A 15,759-nucleotide genomic window follows, 5' to 3' on the forward strand; every position below is an offset into this window, starting at 1 on the left:
CAAAGTGCCCTGCGTCACCTCGACACAGCGGCTCATGGTCCGATGCAGTAGTGCTAGACTCGCGCCACTTCAGACAAGGAGCAGACTTACGTGCGCAAGACGGTAATGATAATGGCAGCGCTGACGCTGGTGCTGGCCGGATGCGATGCAGGAAACTCTCGGCCATCGGCCCGCGACAAGGCCGAGCCAGTGACTCAGGCTCCGCAAGCAGCCACGCCACAGTGGTTCATCCAGATGAACTCCAGAGAGGCGGTCAGCGATATCAGTGCCTGGTTGCTCGAGCGTAGTTATGCGCCGGTCGTGGTCACGATCGACGGCAAGCAGCAATTGTTGATTGGTCCGTTCCAGAGCGCGGAACAGGCAGAAGAGCAGCGCGTCGGCCTGCTGGCCAAGGTTGCCAAGTCCCATCGCCTGGCTGCGCCTGTAGTCATTCAGCGTAATCAGTAATGCGTAGGCCTGTGCTGCCAGTGTTGACTGGCAGCACAGGCATGCATCAACGACGTCCCAGCAGCAAGCCCACCACCAGACCGAATCCGGCAGAAATGGCCACGGTCTGCCATGGGTGCCCGCCGATGTAGGTTTCAGTGGCCTCGACCACAGGCTTGGTGCGCTCACGTACGCTGGATACCGAATCCAGTGCCTGCCTGAGCTTCAGGCTCAATTGCGCGCGCAGGGTTTCCGCTTCTTCGCCAACCAGTGCGGCGCTGTCTTTGAGCAGTTTGTCTGATTCTTCGATCAGAGCCTGCAATTCGCTGAATGCCTGGTCTTTGATCTGATCGGCAGTATTTTGCGCAGCGGTTTTACGAGCCATGATGTTTTCCTTTCAGTTGATGGCAGTGTTCCTCAATGGAGTCCTCAGTGTTGCGGAAAGTTGCAATTGCACAAGTCATCTCTCGCAAGCACTGAAAAAACTGTAGGAGATCACCCGCCGCCTTGGCGCCGCGCTGTCGCGAAGCAAACATGGGCCATGTGTTTGCGGATTAAGGGTTCGGCTGTGTTCTCACAATTGTGTGTAGGAGCGAATTTATTCGCGAATGAATTCGCTCCTACCGGGATGAACAGAGATATTCCAGACACCGCCGATTGCGACGTTGGTGACGGCCGAGTGGAGGTATTGCGTAGTGGGTTGCGAGGCAGGACGCCGAGCAAGCGCCGCAGGGCCATGGAAGGCCCGTCGGCGCGTACCCACGGAGCAATGCCGGAGCGAGGGAACCCCGCCACAAGGCGGGGCCGAACCGGAGCGGATGGTTTTCCCCCCTTTTGCCGAAACAAAAGGGGGCCGCCGTAAAGGCGGAACCAGTAGGACCAGCACATACCGATAATGGATATGTACGCCGGATAATGTTTTTATCCTACATAAAAAACGTTCTAATTCATGGTCTTGCGTCTTGTTTGATGAGAGCGAATTCATTCGCGAAGGACCAGGGTGTAAGATGCAGCCGTTTTTAGTCGTAGGTAGTAGGTGAACGCTATGAGTTTCAATCTGGCCAACCGGTCTCTTCCCGAACGCGCTGCCATTGAGGATGAAAAGTCCCGCCTGTTTGAACTCTGGCAGAGCAATCTGGGCAAGGCCAAGGGGGAGGCGGCTCGTCTGATGGGTGAAAAAGCCAAGCGCAAGGGCAAGTGGTCGGAGTGGGTTCGCTCCGAACTGGACGCCATGAGCCCGCCGGAGTACGCCAACATGGTTCGCAGCGAAGTGAATCGCCTCATGGCTGCTGCCAGGTAAATTCAGAACAGCCCGATAATGGCTTCACGAACGGCATCCACTGCCGGATCGGGCTGTGAGCCGGTGCGCCAGCCCAGTTCTATCGGATAACGCGGCATGGCCAGCGGGCAGGGCAACAAGGCAAGATCGGTGAGTTGCGCAATCGCCTGCGCCGCGTGAGTGGGGATCGTGGCCAGCGCCTGTGTGCCCTTGAGCAGATAGGGCAATGCCGCAAAATGGGTGGTCGATGCACATACACGGCGGCTCAGGCCCAGGCTGGCCAGCCCTTCATCAACCATACCGATCAGCCCTCCCGATGAAATCAGGATATGTTCACGCTCAATGAACGCCTGAATGCTCAGTTGCGTCTGGCCGGGCTCAAGGCTGGCCGGGTCCACCAGGCATGAATAGTCGCCTTCTCCCAATACCCTGCGGGTCAGCAAACGATTGGCGAAGCCTCCCGAGGCAATCGCCAGATCGATGGTGCGGTCCAGCAAGGCTGTCGCAACGATCTGGCTGTGGGTCTGGCGGAACATCAACCGCAACCTGGGTGCTGTCACGCTGACCGCGCTCATCAGGCGTTTGCCCAGTGCCATTTCAAAGTCATCCGACAGGCCGATGACCACCGACCGTCCTTCGTAATTTTCCGATGCCGTTGCAACCATCGCCAGGCTCTGTCGGCATTTGTTGAGCGCTTCGGTGACCACAGGCTTTAGCTGGTCGGCCCTCAAGGTCGGTGCCAGACCTCGTCCTGTACGTACGAACAACTGATCACCATACAGCGCTCGCAGACGCCGCAATGCCGCACTGATGGCCGACTGAGTCACGCCCAGGCGCAACGCTGCCCGGCTGGCGCTGCACTCATCGTGTAACGCTTCAAAGACTTTGAGCAGATTGAGATCGATGGTGCTGATATTCATAGTGTTCATATCATTAAGCATTGAGATGGGCTTTATCAATGTTGGGCGGCCAGTCGAGAATTGGCAACACTCATCGCCAACGGAGCCCCGTCATGTCCAGATCCATCGTCGCAGCACTGCAAATCGGCGCCTTGCCGGGCGGCAAGGCAGACACCCTTGAGCTGATCCTCTCCTACGAACAGGCCATCATCGAGTCCGGCGCCCGTGTGGTGGTCATGCCCGAGGCGCTGTTGGGGGGATATCCCAAGGGTGAAACCTTTGGTACCCAACTGGGTTACCGCCTGCCTCAGGGGCGTGAGGCCTTTGCCCGTTATTTCGAGAACGCCATCGATGTGCCGGGCGATGAAACCCGGACACTGGAGCAACTGTCGGCCCGCACGGGTGCGAGTCTGGTGCTGGGCGTGATCGAGCGCTCCGGCAGCAGCCTGTATTGCACGGTGCTGCTGTTCGAGCCTGAAGGCGGACTGGTCGCGACGCATCGCAAATTGATGCCGACCGGTACTGAACGTTTGATCTGGGGCAAGGGCGATGGCTCGACCCTGTCAGTGGTCCCGAGCCGCGCCGGGCGCCTGGGGACGGCAGTCTGCTGGGAAAATCATATGCCGCTGCTGCGCACCGCGATGTATGCCAAGGGCGTGGAAATCTGGTGTGCGCCAACAGTGGACGAGCGCGAAATATGGCAATGTTCGATGCGCCATATTGCCCATGAGGGCCGTATGTTCGTGATCAGCGCCTGTCAGGTACAGCCATCGCCGCAAGCGCTGGGCATCGATGTCGCCAACTGGCCTGCCGAGCGCCCGCTGATTAATGGTGGCAGCGTGATTGTCGGACCGATGGGCGATGTGCTGGCCGGTCCGTTGATTGGTGAAACCGGGCTGCTGGTGGCTGAAATCGATGTCGATGAACTGGTCAAGGCGCGTTATGACTTCGATGTAGTGGGGCATTACTCACGGCCAGATATCTTCGAACTGGTGGTGGATGAGCGTTCAAAGCCCGGCGTGCGCTTCATCACGGACTGAGTGCTACCAGTCGCCAGTGACGGGTTGCGGCAGGCTCAGCGTGCCACTGTCCCTGAAGCGCACGGTGCCGAATACGCCACCTGCCAGTTTGCCGCGCAGGGTGTAGGGCAGGTTGTCCAGGCGTTGAGTCTGGGTCAGGCCCACGGCCTGGCGCAGCGCCGAGAAGGCAGAAATGCTCACTGGCACCACCAGCACGGTTTCGGAGAAACGCCCGATGGTGCCCCGTTGGTCACTGACGCCTGAGGCCAGCAGCTTGCCATTGACCTCCAGGTCCAGCGCCACGCCGTTGTAGTCGATGGCCGTTTCATTAGGGTTCTGTAGGCGCAGCTTGACCGCCATGCGCATTTCCAGCCCCTGGCCGGGCAAGGGCTCGATCCCCACCACATTGATATTGACCGGATCGCGACTGGCAAACAGGGCGCAACCGCTCAAGGTCAGAATCAACAGGCTGACAAGCAGACTGCGCAGCGTACGTGATGGCATCCGTGGGTCTCCCCAAAAAAGGCAGTGCTGGCGATATTGGCTCAGACCACAAGCTCTGTCAGAGATTCGTCTGTTGCGACCTTTGCCTCGTACTCTACAAAAGTCGATGATTTCTGCTATTCCAATAACAACAGCATTCTGGAAATCTGCCATGTCCATCGATAACAAGACACCGCCTCACGACCCTGTCGTCATTGTCAGTGCCGCCCGAACGCCCATGGGCGGTTTTCAAGGGGATTTGAAAAGCCTCACCGCGCCGCAACTGGGTTCGGCAGCCATTCGTGCTGCTGTCGAGCGTGCGGGAATCGATCCGCAGGACGTCGAAGAAGTCCTGTTCGGTTGCGTGTTGCCAGCCGGACTCGGCCAGGCGCCAGCGCGTCAGGCGGCGTTGGGGGCGGGGTTGAGTGCTTCGGCCCTGTGCACCACGGTCAACAAGATGTGCGGCTCCGGCATGCAGACCGCCATTCTGGCCCATGACCTGCTGCTCGCCGGGAGTGTGAGCGTGGTTGTCGCGGGCGGTATGGAAAGCATGTCCAATGCGCCTTACTTGCTGGATCGCGCCCGCAGTGGCTACCGGATGGGCCATGGGCGGGTACTGGACCACATGTTTTTCGACGGCCTTGAAGACGCCTACGAGCCAGGCCGGTTGATGGGTACTTATGCCGAGGACTGTGCCCAGATGAACGGCTTCAGCCGCGAGGCGCAGGATGCCTTTGCCATGGCTTCCCTGACGCGCGCCCAGGAAGCCATCGCCGAAGGCCATTTCGATGCCGAGATCGTTCCTTTGCAGGTCATGGTGGGCAAAGAACAGCGATTGATCCGTCACGACGAACAGCCGCCCAAGGCGCGACTGGAAAAGATTCCGCTTCTGAAACCTGCCTTTCGTGAGGATGGCACCGTGACTGCTGCCAACTCCAGCTCCATCTCCGACGGGGCTGCGGCCCTGTTGCTGATGCGTCACTCCGAAGCGCAACGCCGCGGTCTGACTCCGCTGGCAAGGATTCATGCCCATGCCGCTTTTGCCGACGTTCCCGGCCTTTTTCCTACGGCGCCGATAGGGGCGATTACCCGCTTGCTGGGCAAGACCGGGTGGTCGGTGGATGATGTGGACCTGTTTGAAATCAATGAAGCCTTTGCCGTGGTGCCACTGGCGGCCATGAGTCATCTCGAACTGCATCACGAGAAGGTCAATATCAGCGGCGGCGCCTGCGCGCTGGGGCATCCGGTGGGAGCGTCGGGTGCGCGGATCATCGTTACCTTGCTGGCGGCATTACGCCGCAAGCAGCTCAAACGTGGTGTCGCTGCAATCTGCATCGGCGGTGGCGAGGCGACTGCTGTGGCGGTTGAATTGATGTAAGACGAGGTAGGAACGAATTCATTCGTGAAGGTATTTCAAACGACCAATTTCTGTCGGGCCTTTCGCGAATGAATTCGCTCCTACGGAGGCTTTTATTTATTTAAGGTTTTATATCAATGAGTTACGAGACAATCATAAGAGAGATCAAAGGCCGGGTGGGGTTGATTACCTTGAACCGCCCTCAGGCGCTCAACGCGCTGAATGCTCAACTGATCGATGAGCTGAATCATGCTCTGGACGAGTTTGAACGCAGCCCGGACATCGGTTGCATTGTGCTCACCGGTTCCAGCAAGGCATTTGCTGCCGGGGCCGATATCAAGGAAATGGCCGAACTGACCTACCCGCAGATCTACCTTGATGATCTTTTCGCTCAAAGCGACCGGATTGCGGCGCGGCGCAAGCCCATCATTGCCGCAGTGGCGGGTTTTGCCCTGGGGGGCGGTTGCGAGCTGGCGCTGATGTGCGATTTCATTCTGGCAGCAGAAAACGCCCGATTCGGTCAGCCCGAGATCAATCTGGGCGTGTTGCCCGGTATGGGCGGCACCCAGCGTCTGACGCGAGCAGTAGGCAAGGCCAAGGCCATGGAAATGTGCCTGACCGGCCGTTTGATGGATGCCCGCGAGGCCGAGAGTGCCGGCCTTGTCGCACGTATTCTGCCTACCGAGCAATTGCTCGACGAGGCATTGGCGGTGGCCGCCGTGATTGCCGACAAATCCCTGCCGGTCGCGATGATGGTCAAGGAAAGCGTCAACCGGGCGTTTGAAGTCAACCTTGCTGAAGGCGTGCGCTTCGAGCGACGGGTGTTCCATGCCGTCTTTGCCAGCGAGGACCAGAAAGAAGGCATGCAGGCTTTCATCGAGAAGCGGGCGGCCAGTTTCAAAGGCCGCTGAGCATGAATGCCTGTCGCTGCTGCTCGTTCCAGTTCTGCTGGATGTAGTCCTGCAGCCTGACGCACTGGCCGGGGTGGACCAGACACAGGCTGCCGGGCGACGTGTTGTAGTGCGCCGCCAGTTGCTGCAATTGCGCCTGGCTCAGGCCCAGATAGCCCGATTCATCGGTTTTGCCCTCGAACAGAAAGTCTGCCGGCTCGATATGCGCCAGATGCTCCAGCCCCGGCTTGGCCATACGCACGATGTACCAGGTGCGCCGGGCCAGTGGCTCGCCTTGCAGCCCCGGCTTTTGCGTCAGGCGCAGATCGGTGAGGGGCACTGCGGTGTCGTCCTGTTGCTCGGGGGGCGAAGCTTTCATGGTGCGCGGCCCGATGATGGAAATACCTTGGGCCGCGATCTGCAAGGCACCCTGTGCACCATGCAGGATCAGGTCTTCGCGGGTATCAATGTGCAAGCGTTGTCCGCTGCCCAGACGAATGCTCTCGGCCTCCGGGTCCAGTGGCGTGCCGTCGAGCTGGATGCGTGGCTGAGGGTTGACCTCGTTGCCCGGTAGCAGGCCACAGATCACCGGTCGGTCCGGATCGTTGTTCAGATGACGGATCAATACCCTGGCCCCGACCTGCACCTCATCAAGGCCCGATTCGCCAGTCCGGGCAATCCGCGCCAGGGGCCAGCGGCGGATATCGGACGCGGGCTGTGCCAGGGTCTGCCAGTCAAAGCGGACGGGCAGGCGACCTTGCTCATCGATTTTGCCATCATCCATCAAGGTTGCCGTCTGATAACCGCTGACCAGAGGCCTGTGGCGCTTCAATGACGGGCGAAAGGGCATGGCCCAGGGAATGACGCGAAAAGTATTGCGATAGCCGTCATCCAGCGTGTCTGTGCCTGACGACGCCGAGAGATTGACGATGGCGGTAATGTCATGAGGGTCGAAGCCTTCCATGGGATGGCGCTGCATGCCTGTGTGCTGCACCTGGGTCAGCAGCCAGTGATCATTGAGCGTCGGTTCGGGATGATCGAGCACCTGCATGACCTGTCCGCTGTGCAGGGCCGGTTGATGACTGCCGCCACTGATGTGTCGTCGCTCGCAACGCAGGCGCTCCAGCCTTCGGGCACTGCGCTGTCGCTGAAAGGCTTCGTCCTGGTTCCTGGGGCGTGAGGCGATGGACTCTTCGAAAGGCTGGTTGATTCCGGGATTGCCTCCCGTGTCGATGGGAGACAGCGCAACCAGCGGCGCAGCGCCGTGCCGGTGGACGGTGTGGCTGCTATAGCCGGGGGATATCGACAGGCATTCGACCAGATGGGTAATGGCGGGTTGTTCGGGGGCTTTGTCGTCATCGACCCTGAAGCGCATGGGCTGCGGCAGTTCCGGGAAACGGGCCGGGTCATCGGAAAATACCAACTGGTGGCCGGTACTGCTGTGCTCGAAGCGAAAATGAATGCCTTCTTCTTCGCACAGGCGTTGCAGCAGGTGCAGGTCGCTTTCATCGTATTGCACACACAACGTGCGGGCTGGATACAGGCCTATGGTTTCGAAACGGTAGGCATTTTCTTCGATGCCATGCTCTTCAAGCAGCCGGGCAATCAACTGGAGAGCGCTGAGGTCATGATAGGCTCGTCGCTGCTGGCGTTGAGCAAGTGCTTGCAGGCGTGGCATCAGGCTGACCCGGTAATGGCTCAGGCAAGTGCCAGCATATTGCTGGCTGGCGTGAAGGATCTGACCATGCACGCCGACATCTTCCGGCCCGAAACTCAGAAAGGCGTCACGCTTCAGGAGGCTGGCGAAATCCAGGTGGGGGTCGCTGCAGATCAGGTCAATGTCGAAACGATACACTTCGTTCAAGGCGTCCAGGCCGGTAAAGCTGATGACATGCAGATCCATCTGGCAGTCGGCAATCGCCAGAAATATTGGCATTTGCGGGTCTTCGCACATTCGCGGGCTCTCTCACCATGAAGTTCAGGCTGCGAAGGGTACGAAATGCAAAGCCTCAAGGGCATCGTTGCAGGTTTTTTCAGAAATGGACTACAAGGCAAGGCGTGATCCTGGTAATTGCGAGCAAGCAATTCAGGGTCAGGCAGAGCGGATGTTCGATCTCAGGGGTTTCATCTGGCGCCATCGCGTATAAAATGCGCCCGGCGTCTCAGGCGCGTCATTATCGGTAACCATTTTTTCAGCGCTTTGCCATTCCTGCGGCCTGCTTGCCTGGCAAGCCAGGCGGCAAGGCGCAATCGGATCAAGAGAGCACACATGGGCGCACAGTGGAAGGTCAAGCATAAAGAAGCGGCAGCCAACGCCAAGGGGCGTGTTTTTGGCAAGCTGTCCAAGGAAATCATGATCGCTGCCCGTGCAGGTGCCGATCCGGATATGAACTCGCGTTTGCGACTGGTGGTCGAGCAGGCGAAAAAAGCCTCCATGCCTCGTGAAACCCTGGAGCGTGCCATCAAGAAGGGGGCGGGTCTGCTGGGCGAAAGCGTGACCTTCGAGCGCCTGACTTACGAAGGCTTTGCTCCACATCGGGTGCCGGTCATCGTCGAGTGCCTGACCGACAACATCAACCGTACCGTTTCGGAAATCCGCGTGCTGTTCCGCAAGGGACAACTGGGTGCCGCCGGTTCGGTTTCCTGGGATTTCCTCTATCAGGGCATGATCGAAGCCGTTCCGACTTCACCGGATGCCGATCCTGATGAGGCGGCCATCGAAGCGGGCGCCCAGGATTGCGAAGCGGGTGAAGAGGGCGCGACCCTGTTCCTGACCGAGCCCACCGACATGGACGCCGTGTGCAAGAAATTGCCCGAGTTCGGTTTTACCGTACAGTCGGCACAACTGGGCTACCGCCCGAAAAACACAGTCGACGGCCTGAGCGATGAGCAGATGGCTGAAGTCGAAGCCTTCCTGGAAGCCATCGACAGCCACGACGACGTGCAGAACGTTTATGTAGGTCTGGCAGGCTGATCCGTATGCGTGGGCTGTTTCAGACAGCCCACGCTTGCAACACCTGAAACACCTCTTGCAGCGCCGGTCGTTTCCCGGCTTCGGGCTGTATGCATCGCGCTTGCAGCATCTGTAACCGCTTCATGAGTGGCCCGTCTTGCGACCTTGGCTCGCAGTGCTCCAGCAATTCCCCCAGCAAAATCCCGAAAGCCCGTGCTTCGATACGCTCCAGCGCTACACCCTGGCTCGCTGAAGGGTGGAATGAAGCCGCGCCGAAATCCCCCAGCAAACTGTCGCCATTGCTGCGCAGCAGAATGTTATGGCCGTAAAGATCACCATGGGTAATCCCGCACGTATGCAGATGCGCCGTGACCGAGGCGATTGAGCGAGCCAGATGCAGCAGCGTCTCTGGCGAGAAGCGGGTCTGGGGCGGGTAGATATCCCGGGTGCAGGAATCCAGGCTTGGCGGGCCGGCGAGATTCACGAAGTCCGGTGAAATCAGTTCCATCACCAGCCCAAGCTGCCCTTGGGGATGCCCGGTAATCTGCCCTGATACCTTGATCAGGTTCGGATGATTGCCCGCCGCGATGCAGGCTGCCATTTCATTGAGCGGCGACCCATCGCTGGTGACATCGCCCTTGTAGAGCTTGATGGCAGCCGTCTCGTTGTGATCCCCGTTCTGCCATGTGCCTTGCTGGATAATCCCGGAAGCCCCTTCACCCAGGCGCTGCTGAATGCTCAGTTGTTCCCAGGGAATCTGCCGGACGGATTGCTCTTCACGTGCCGGGCACAGTGGATTGCCTGCATAAGCCAGCCAGGCCAGGGCCGGCAGGCGCAACAGCCAGTCAGGCAGCTCGTTCAACTGGTTGGCGGAAATGCGGATCAGTTCCAGCTTGTGGCAATTGGCAAGGCTGGCTGGCAGGCTGCGCAGTCGATTGCCTGCCAGCATCAGCTTTTGCAGCTCGGGACGCTGCCCCAGCTCTTCGGGAAGCGACTCTATCTGGTTGTCCGTAAGGATCAGCCAGCGCAGGCGAGGCGGCAGAGCCTTGGCCGAGACATGACTGATCCGGTTGGCCTTGAAACCGACGATGCGCAATTGTTCGCACTGGCCAATACACTCAGGCAGCTCAGTGAACGGGTTGTCGGATACAAACAGCGTTTGCAGGTGCTTGAGCCGGTTCAAGTCATCGGGCAGGCGATCAAGGGCATTGCCACTGAGGTTGAGCACTTGCAACGAGTCGGCCAGCTCGAAGATTTCCTGCGGAAACTCCGTAAGGCCACAGGACAGGTCCAGCCGCGTGATGCCGGCCAGTTTGCCGGAGCGTAGGTCTTCAAGGGTATGCATGGGTAGTTGTCAGTCACATGCGTAGGAGCGAATTCATTCGCGAAAGCGGCATGAAGTGCACATTTTCGCGAATGAATTCGCTCCTACAGGGTTGTGTGGTCAGCGCAAGGTCGGCGCAATTTCTGCGGTCACGGTCAGCACATCCCTGGCCAACTGGCTGGAACGCTTGCCTGACCAGCCGGTGGTTGCATCCGGGGCGTTGTCGTTATCCTTGAAGGGCATTTCCAGCGTCAGTGACAGGCACTTGAAGCGCTCGCCAACGCTGTTGCAGGCCAGCTTCATGTTGGCCTGACCGGGAGCGCTGCGGGGGTAGCCATATCGGGTCTGAAAGTCGACGGTGATTTCACTCAGGCGGCGACGGAAATGCTCTTCCAGTTGCTGTTGCTCGCGGGTGTAGCCCGGGTTGCCTTCGCAGGCGGCAGTGAACACGTAAGGTATCTCTTCATCGCCATGGACATCGATGAACATGTCCACGCCATGTTTTTCCATCTGCTGGAGGACAAAAAACACTTCCGGGCTTTGCTCTGCCGTGCTGTCCTGCCAGGCGCGGTTCAGGTCGTTGCCCTGGGCATTGGTGCGCAAATGGCCATGAAACGCGCCGTCCGGATTCACGTTGGGCACCAGGTACAGATCCGCCGTCTCCAGCAGTTGCCTGATGACAGGGTCGTCCTGTTCCTGCAAGCGTTCGATCAGGCCTTCCATGAACCACTCGGCCATATGCTCGCCGGGATGTTGCTGGGCGATCATCCAGATCTTGCGCTTGCCTTCGGCACCATCGCCCTTGCGCAGGAGTTGAATATCCCGGCCCTCGACGCTCTTGCCGGTTGCCAGCAGCTCGGCGCCAGTCTTTTCCAGAGCCTGCCTGATCAGCCAGTCATGGCGCTCACGGCTGTAGGGCTCGAAATAGGCGAACCAGGTATGCGGCTCGCTGGGCGAAATACTGAAGTTCAAGGCTTTGCCATCGAAGCTCGAAGGCACACGAAACCAGGTCTGGTGATCGTAGGAGGCCACGGCGTTATAGCCGCTCCAGGCACGATTGAAGGTGGACTCGCTGGCATTGGTCAGGCTGAAAGCATGTGGCTGGCCGACGTTCAGGCCCTCGACCTTGAAGTGGAACCACTGGAAATGAGCGCTTTGGGTATCGGGCGCGATTGCCAGTTCGATGCGCGCCGGATTGCTGGCATCTATAACTTGGATATTGCCGCTGTCGAAGTCGGCACGAATGGTGAGGGCCACGGTGTATTCCTGTGTGCGTAAGGCCCGTACTTTACACCGATCAACAGTCTTTATGACGGCTTGAATGCCATGGACTGTTCAGGAGAATGTTTCAGCCGTCATCACCAGGCCGCAGACGAATGCGGTGAACAGGCACCAGGCCATGTAAGTGCGGCGTTTGCGGCGATGCCAGCCTGAGCTGCCGAGGAGGGCGGCAGGCGCTTGCAGACGACGCCACAGGCGTTCGCTGGTCTGGAAGGCCGCAAGGTGGGCTGGGTCGGCATCCAGCCAGTGACGAAACTCGATGCGCTGGCTGGCAGTGGTGGCCGGGCTTTGCAGGTGAACATACCAGCGGTTGGCCTGTTCCTGAGCCTGATCACCAGGGAAGTCGGTTGGTTTTTCGTCATGCCTGTAAGCCTGTTGCAGCACCCGGAACATGGCGCGTTCGACCTTTTCCAGATCGACTTCCAGAAAGGCGGCGATCTCGGCGTAGGCGACACCATCGAGGCGGCTGAGCAGGAATATCTGCTGACGACGGCGCGAAAGTTTGCCCAGGCTGCGGCTCAACTCGGCGGCATGCCGGGATAGGGGGGCATCTGGCTGCCGGGTTGGCAGATGCAACAGAGGAGAGAGCTGGCTACTCATGATCTATCGCTCGCTGATCTTCCATGGAATCTTCCTTGCAAAGTGTGTGCTGCCATCCGTGACCAGGTTCAGGCTAGTGAATTCGAGAATCATTCTCAAGTGAAAAGTGACAACAATTACTATTTTTAATGAAAGGTGGAGCTAAAATTTATGACCTTGGTCGATATTGTTTTGCTATGATCCGCGCCATTGAGACATACAAAGACTTCATTAGCCTGAAGCAGCGAAAAAAACCAAAAAAAAGACCCGGCAAAAAGCCGGGTCAAAAACCGTGATTAGCCTGATGAGGAGATAATCCGGGAGTCGACCTAAGACTCCTGGGTTATCCGCCAGTCTCGCGACCAGCTGATGCAATAATAATCATTATCATTTGCAAGTCAAATGTTTTTCCTGCATCCATTGAAATAAATAATCCTCCCTGCACTGTTATGCCGTCCTGAGCTAACCCGAGAGGGCGCTACATGTCCTGCATTTCTACCAGTAACATTCCTTCGCTGACCATTTCTCCTTCCTGACAATGTAATGCCGCAATCACGCCCGCCTGTGCGGCACGAATGCTGTGTTCCATTTTCATGGCCTCAAGCACCACCAGTTGTGTGCCGGCCTCAACCTGCTGACCCGCTTGCACCAGCACGCGCACGATGCTGCCATTCATGGGGGCAGTAAAGCCGCCTTGCCGGGTTTCACAGGTGCTGGTTGCCGCGATGGGGTCCATGCGTCTGATCGCATGCACTTCACCTTGCCACTTGAGGTACAGCGTTTCGCTCTGGCGGATGGCCAGATGTTGATGACGGACGCCGTTGCTCTCCACGACCAGTCGCTCGCCGCTCCACTGCAACAGGGTGTTGCTGCTACGACGCAGGCGGACGACTTTTGTCTGGTCCTTGCACTGCAAGTGAAGGTCGATCTGATCGGGTAGCCCGAAGCGCAGGCCTGTGTTCGAACGCCATGGCGAGTGTTGGTCCTCCGTGCAGATACGTGAAGGCTCGCTCTGGATAAAGGCTTCGGCGGCGGCCTGCCAGAACTCGTCGGTCAGCTCACCTGTGGCAGGCAGCAATTGCTCCTGATAGCGCGGGATAAAACCGGTATCCAGCTCGGCGGCAGCAAAGGCCGGATGGGCAATGATGCGCTGCAAAAAAGGCAGATTGGTTTTCACGCCGCCCACTGCGAACTCATTCAGCATGGCCAGCAGTCGCAGGCGTGCTTCTTCACGGTTTTCGCCCCAGGCAATCAGCTTGCCCAGCATGGGGTCGTAAAACGGCGAGATGCTGTCGCCCTGGCTGACGCCGCTGTCGATCCGCCAGCCGTGGTGGGGAAGGGGCTCGCGATAAAGGTCGAGGGTGCCGGTGGCGGGCAGAAAGTCGTTTTCCGGGTCCTCGGCATACAGGCGCACTTCGATGGCGTGCCCGTTCAGGGGCACTTGCTCTTGAGTGATCGGCAGTGCCTCGCCAAGGGCGACGCTGATCTGCCACTGCACCAGATCAAGCCCGGTGATGTATTCGGTCACCGGGTGCTCGACCTGCAGGCGGGTGTTCATTTCCATGAAGAAGAACTCGCCCCGCGAATCCAGTAAAAACTCCACGGTGCCTGCGCCCACATAACCGATGGCCTGGGCTGCCCGGACGGCGGCTTCGCCCATGGTCTGGCGCAATTGCGGGCTCAGGCCCGGAGCAGGCGCTTCTTCGACGACTTTCTGGTGGCGGCGCTGTATCGAGCAGTCCCGCTCATTGAGGTAGAGGCAATGGCCGTGCTGGTCGGCAAACACCTGAATCTCGATATGGCGGGGTCTGAGCAGGTACTTTTCCACCAGCATTCGCGAGTCGCCAAACGAAGACTTGGCCTCGCGCTGCCCTGAAGCCAGTGCCTCGGCCAGTTCGCTGGGGTTTTCTGCGACCTTCATGCCCTTGCCGCCTCCCCCAGCGGTGGCCTTGAGCAGCACGGGATAGCCGATACGTTCGGCAGCGGCCCTAAAGGTGTCCAGATCCTGGGCGGCACCATGATAGCCAGGCACCAGCGGGACTCCGGCAGCTTCCATCAAGGATTTGGCAGCGGACTTGCTGCCCATGGCTTCTATGGCCGAAGCGGGCGGGCCGATAAAGATCAGTCCGGCATTTTCAACGGCCTTGGCAAATTCGGCACTTTCGGACAGAAAACCGTAACCGGGGTGTATCGCCTGAGCGCCGCTGGAGCGGGCGGCCGCTATCAGCTTGTCGATTTGCAGGTAGCTGTCGGCTGCCTTGCTGCCTCCAAGGTCCACCCGAATGTCGGCTTCTCGGCTATGACGTGCTTCCCGGTCGATGGCGCTGTGGACGGCAACCGTGGTCAGTCCCAACTGTTTGGCGGTACGCATGATGCGGCAGGTGATTTCGCCCCGGTTGGCAACCAGCAGCGTGGTCAGTTCAGGCTTGGTCGGGGCGCTCATGATTGCGAGTCCTTCTGTTTGTCCGCAGGTACCTGCCAATAGGGCTGGCGCTTTTCCAGAAAGGCCCGCAAACCTTCCTGGCCTTCGGCGCTGGTGCGAATCCGGGCGATGGCGCTTTCGCAGTAGCGGCGCAGGGAAGGAGTCAGCTCCCCACTGCCGACTTCGCGCAGCAGGTCTTTGCTGGTGCGCATGGCGTGGGGGCTGTTGAGCAGCAGAGTGTCGATCCAGCGCTGGGTTTCGCTTTCCAGTTCCGCGTGGGGGTAGCACTCGGCAAGCAGGCCGATCTCTCGGGCGCGCACGCCGTCGAATCGCTCTGCGGTCAGGGTGTAGCGCCGCGCTGCACGTTCACCGATGGCCTGAACCACAAACGGGCTGATCACCGCAGGTGCCAGGCCAATCCGTACTTCCGACAGGCAGAACTGCGCCTCTCGGGCGCCGATGGCTATGTCACAGCAACTGATCAGGCCCAATGCACCGCCAAATGCCGCGCCCTGAACCACGGCCAGGGTCGGGATTTTCAGTTTGGCCAGGTTGTACATCAGTTCGGCCAGTTCCCTGGCGTCGTCCAGGTTGGTGTTGTAGTCCAGGTCCGCTGCCTGCTGCATCCAGCTCAGGTCGGCACCCGCACTGAAATGCTTGCCATGCCCGCGAATCAGCAGGAAGCGCAGGCTGGCATTGGCGTGTACGGCGTCCAGGGCCAGGATCAGCTCGCGAATCATCTGCGCATTGAAGGCATTGTGCTTTTCCGGGCGATTGAGCCACAGGGTGGCGAAGCCGCGTGGGTCGTCGATCAGGGTGATGGTTGCGAAGGGCGTCATGGTCTATC

15 protein-coding genes are annotated in these 15,759 nt (G+C 59.2%); 6 read left to right on the top strand and 9 right to left on the bottom strand.

The window, feature by feature from the left end; translation table 11 throughout:
- Positions 1 to 90: 90 nt before the first annotated feature.
- Positions 91 to 447: an SPOR domain-containing protein gene (locus K5D32_RS08010; RefSeq protein ID WP_221559757.1), complete on the top strand. Its 357-nt coding sequence runs from the start codon at positions 91 to 93 to the stop codon at positions 445 to 447.
- A 46-nt stretch (positions 448 to 493) separates the two neighbouring features.
- Here K5D32_RS08010 and K5D32_RS08015 read toward each other — a convergent pair whose 3' ends face one another.
- Positions 494 to 811, bottom strand: a complete 318-nt coding sequence (locus K5D32_RS08015) for a YqjD family protein (RefSeq protein ID WP_025260067.1) — start codon at positions 809 to 811, stop codon at positions 494 to 496.
- A gap of 660 nt (positions 812 to 1,471) precedes the next feature.
- On the opposite strand from K5D32_RS08015, the gene K5D32_RS08020 reads away from it, so the two are divergent.
- Positions 1,472 to 1,726, top strand: a complete 255-nt coding sequence (locus tag K5D32_RS08020) for a hypothetical protein (RefSeq protein WP_221577615.1) — start codon at positions 1,472 to 1,474, stop codon at positions 1,724 to 1,726.
- A 2-nt stretch (positions 1,727 to 1,728) separates the two neighbouring features.
- Here K5D32_RS08020 and K5D32_RS08025 read toward each other — a convergent pair whose 3' ends face one another.
- Entirely contained in the window at positions 1,729 to 2,634 is a 906-nt protein-coding gene (locus K5D32_RS08025; RefSeq protein WP_221559758.1) for a LysR family transcriptional regulator, read from the bottom strand.
- Positions 2,635 to 2,717: 83 nt separating this feature from the next.
- Between K5D32_RS08025 and K5D32_RS08030 the strand changes: the two genes are divergently transcribed.
- Positions 2,718 to 3,644: a carbon-nitrogen hydrolase family protein gene (locus K5D32_RS08030; protein WP_221559759.1), complete on the top strand. Its 927-nt coding sequence runs from the start codon at positions 2,718 to 2,720 to the stop codon at positions 3,642 to 3,644.
- 3 nt (positions 3,645 to 3,647) lie between these two features.
- Here K5D32_RS08030 and K5D32_RS08035 read toward each other — a convergent pair whose 3' ends face one another.
- Positions 3,648 to 4,127, bottom strand: coding sequence for an LEA type 2 family protein (locus tag K5D32_RS08035; RefSeq protein WP_221559760.1), 480 nt, complete (start codon positions 4,125 to 4,127; stop codon positions 3,648 to 3,650).
- A 151-nt stretch (positions 4,128 to 4,278) separates the two neighbouring features.
- On the opposite strand from K5D32_RS08035, the gene K5D32_RS08040 reads away from it, so the two are divergent.
- Both K5D32_RS08040 and K5D32_RS08045 read left to right on the top strand, forming a co-directional pair.
- Positions 4,279 to 5,484 (top strand): acetyl-CoA C-acyltransferase, encoded by a 1,206-nt coding sequence (locus tag K5D32_RS08040; RefSeq protein WP_221599740.1) that lies wholly within the window; start codon positions 4,279 to 4,281, stop codon positions 5,482 to 5,484.
- Positions 5,485 to 5,600: 116 nt separating this feature from the next.
- Entirely contained in the window at positions 5,601 to 6,374 is a 774-nt protein-coding gene (locus K5D32_RS08045) for an enoyl-CoA hydratase (RefSeq protein ID WP_221577611.1), read from the top strand.
- On the opposite strand, the gene K5D32_RS08050 is transcribed toward K5D32_RS08045, so the two are convergent.
- Positions 6,361 to 8,289 (bottom strand): type VI secretion system Vgr family protein, encoded by a 1,929-nt coding sequence (locus tag K5D32_RS08050; protein WP_260407306.1) that lies wholly within the window; start codon positions 8,287 to 8,289, stop codon positions 6,361 to 6,363. The genes K5D32_RS08045 and K5D32_RS08050 overlap by 14 nt on opposite strands.
- A 333-nt stretch (positions 8,290 to 8,622) precedes the next feature.
- Here K5D32_RS08050 and K5D32_RS08055 point away from each other — a divergent pair, with 333 nt between their 5' ends.
- The gene (locus K5D32_RS08055; RefSeq protein ID WP_221599744.1) at positions 8,623 to 9,327 is read left to right on the top strand and encodes a YebC/PmpR family DNA-binding transcriptional regulator; all 705 of its coding nucleotides are present in this window, start codon (positions 8,623 to 8,625) and stop codon (positions 9,325 to 9,327) included.
- A 19-nt stretch (positions 9,328 to 9,346) separates the two neighbouring features.
- Here the strand turns inward: K5D32_RS08055 and K5D32_RS08060 are convergent, their stop codons facing one another.
- From K5D32_RS08060 to K5D32_RS08080, 5 genes are all read right to left on the bottom strand, one after another.
- Positions 9,347 to 10,651 (bottom strand): leucine-rich repeat-containing protein kinase family protein, encoded by a 1,305-nt coding sequence (locus tag K5D32_RS08060; protein WP_221599746.1) that lies wholly within the window; start codon positions 10,649 to 10,651, stop codon positions 9,347 to 9,349.
- A 99-nt stretch (positions 10,652 to 10,750) separates the two neighbouring features.
- Entirely contained in the window at positions 10,751 to 11,887 is a 1,137-nt protein-coding gene (locus tag K5D32_RS08065; protein WP_221599748.1) for a M14-type cytosolic carboxypeptidase, read from the bottom strand.
- Between the two features lie 78 nt (positions 11,888 to 11,965).
- On the bottom strand, positions 11,966 to 12,511 hold the full coding sequence (locus tag K5D32_RS08070; RefSeq protein WP_221577606.1) for a DUF4880 domain-containing protein: 546 nt from the start codon (positions 12,509 to 12,511) through the stop codon (positions 11,966 to 11,968).
- A 457-nt stretch (positions 12,512 to 12,968) separates the two neighbouring features.
- Positions 12,969 to 14,933 (bottom strand): acetyl/propionyl/methylcrotonyl-CoA carboxylase subunit alpha, encoded by a 1,965-nt coding sequence (locus tag K5D32_RS08075; protein ID WP_221599750.1) that lies wholly within the window; start codon positions 14,931 to 14,933, stop codon positions 12,969 to 12,971.
- Positions 14,930 to 15,751 (bottom strand): gamma-carboxygeranoyl-CoA hydratase, encoded by an 822-nt coding sequence (locus K5D32_RS08080; protein WP_221599752.1) that lies wholly within the window; start codon positions 15,749 to 15,751, stop codon positions 14,930 to 14,932. Before K5D32_RS08080 ends, K5D32_RS08075 begins: the two co-directional genes overlap by 4 nt.
- Between the last annotated feature and the right edge of the window lie 8 nt (positions 15,752 to 15,759).

It is taken from the genome of Pseudomonas cichorii (assembly GCF_019719005.1).
Taxonomy (GTDB): Bacteria; Pseudomonadota; Gammaproteobacteria; order Pseudomonadales; family Pseudomonadaceae; genus Aquipseudomonas; species Aquipseudomonas cichorii_E.

Bases quoted from the DNA above. Each gene is read 5' to 3' on its own strand.
- K5D32_RS08015 (WP_025260067.1), bottom strand. From the start codon at position 811: ATGGCTCGTAAAACCGCTGCGCAAAATACTGCCGATCAGATCAAAGAC.
- K5D32_RS08020 (WP_221577615.1), top strand. From the start codon at position 1,472: ATGAGTTTCAATCTGGCCAACCGGTCTCTTCCCGAACGCGCTGCCATT.
- K5D32_RS08025 (WP_221559758.1), bottom strand. From the start codon at position 2,634: ATGAACACTATGAATATCAGCACCATCGATCTCAATCTGCTCAAAGTC.
- K5D32_RS08030 (WP_221559759.1), top strand. From the start codon at position 2,718: ATGTCCAGATCCATCGTCGCAGCACTGCAAATCGGCGCCTTGCCGGGC.
- K5D32_RS08035 (WP_221559760.1), bottom strand. From the start codon at position 4,127: ATGCCATCACGTACGCTGCGCAGTCTGCTTGTCAGCCTGTTGATTCTG.
- K5D32_RS08040 (WP_221599740.1), top strand. From the start codon at position 4,279: ATGTCCATCGATAACAAGACACCGCCTCACGACCCTGTCGTCATTGTC.
- K5D32_RS08045 (WP_221577611.1), top strand. From the start codon at position 5,601: ATGAGTTACGAGACAATCATAAGAGAGATCAAAGGCCGGGTGGGGTTG.
- K5D32_RS08050 (WP_260407306.1), bottom strand. From the start codon at position 8,289: ATGCCAATATTTCTGGCGATTGCCGACTGCCAGATGGATCTGCATGTC.
- K5D32_RS08055 (WP_221599744.1), top strand. From the start codon at position 8,623: ATGGGCGCACAGTGGAAGGTCAAGCATAAAGAAGCGGCAGCCAACGCC.
- K5D32_RS08060 (WP_221599746.1), bottom strand. From the start codon at position 10,651: ATGCATACCCTTGAAGACCTACGCTCCGGCAAACTGGCCGGCATCACG.
- K5D32_RS08070 (WP_221577606.1), bottom strand. From the start codon at position 12,511: ATGAGTAGCCAGCTCTCTCCTCTGTTGCATCTGCCAACCCGGCAGCCA.
- K5D32_RS08075 (WP_221599750.1), bottom strand. From the start codon at position 14,933: ATGAGCGCCCCGACCAAGCCTGAACTGACCACGCTGCTGGTTGCCAAC.
- K5D32_RS08080 (WP_221599752.1), bottom strand. From the start codon at position 15,751: ATGACGCCCTTCGCAACCATCACCCTGATCGACGACCCACGCGGCTTC.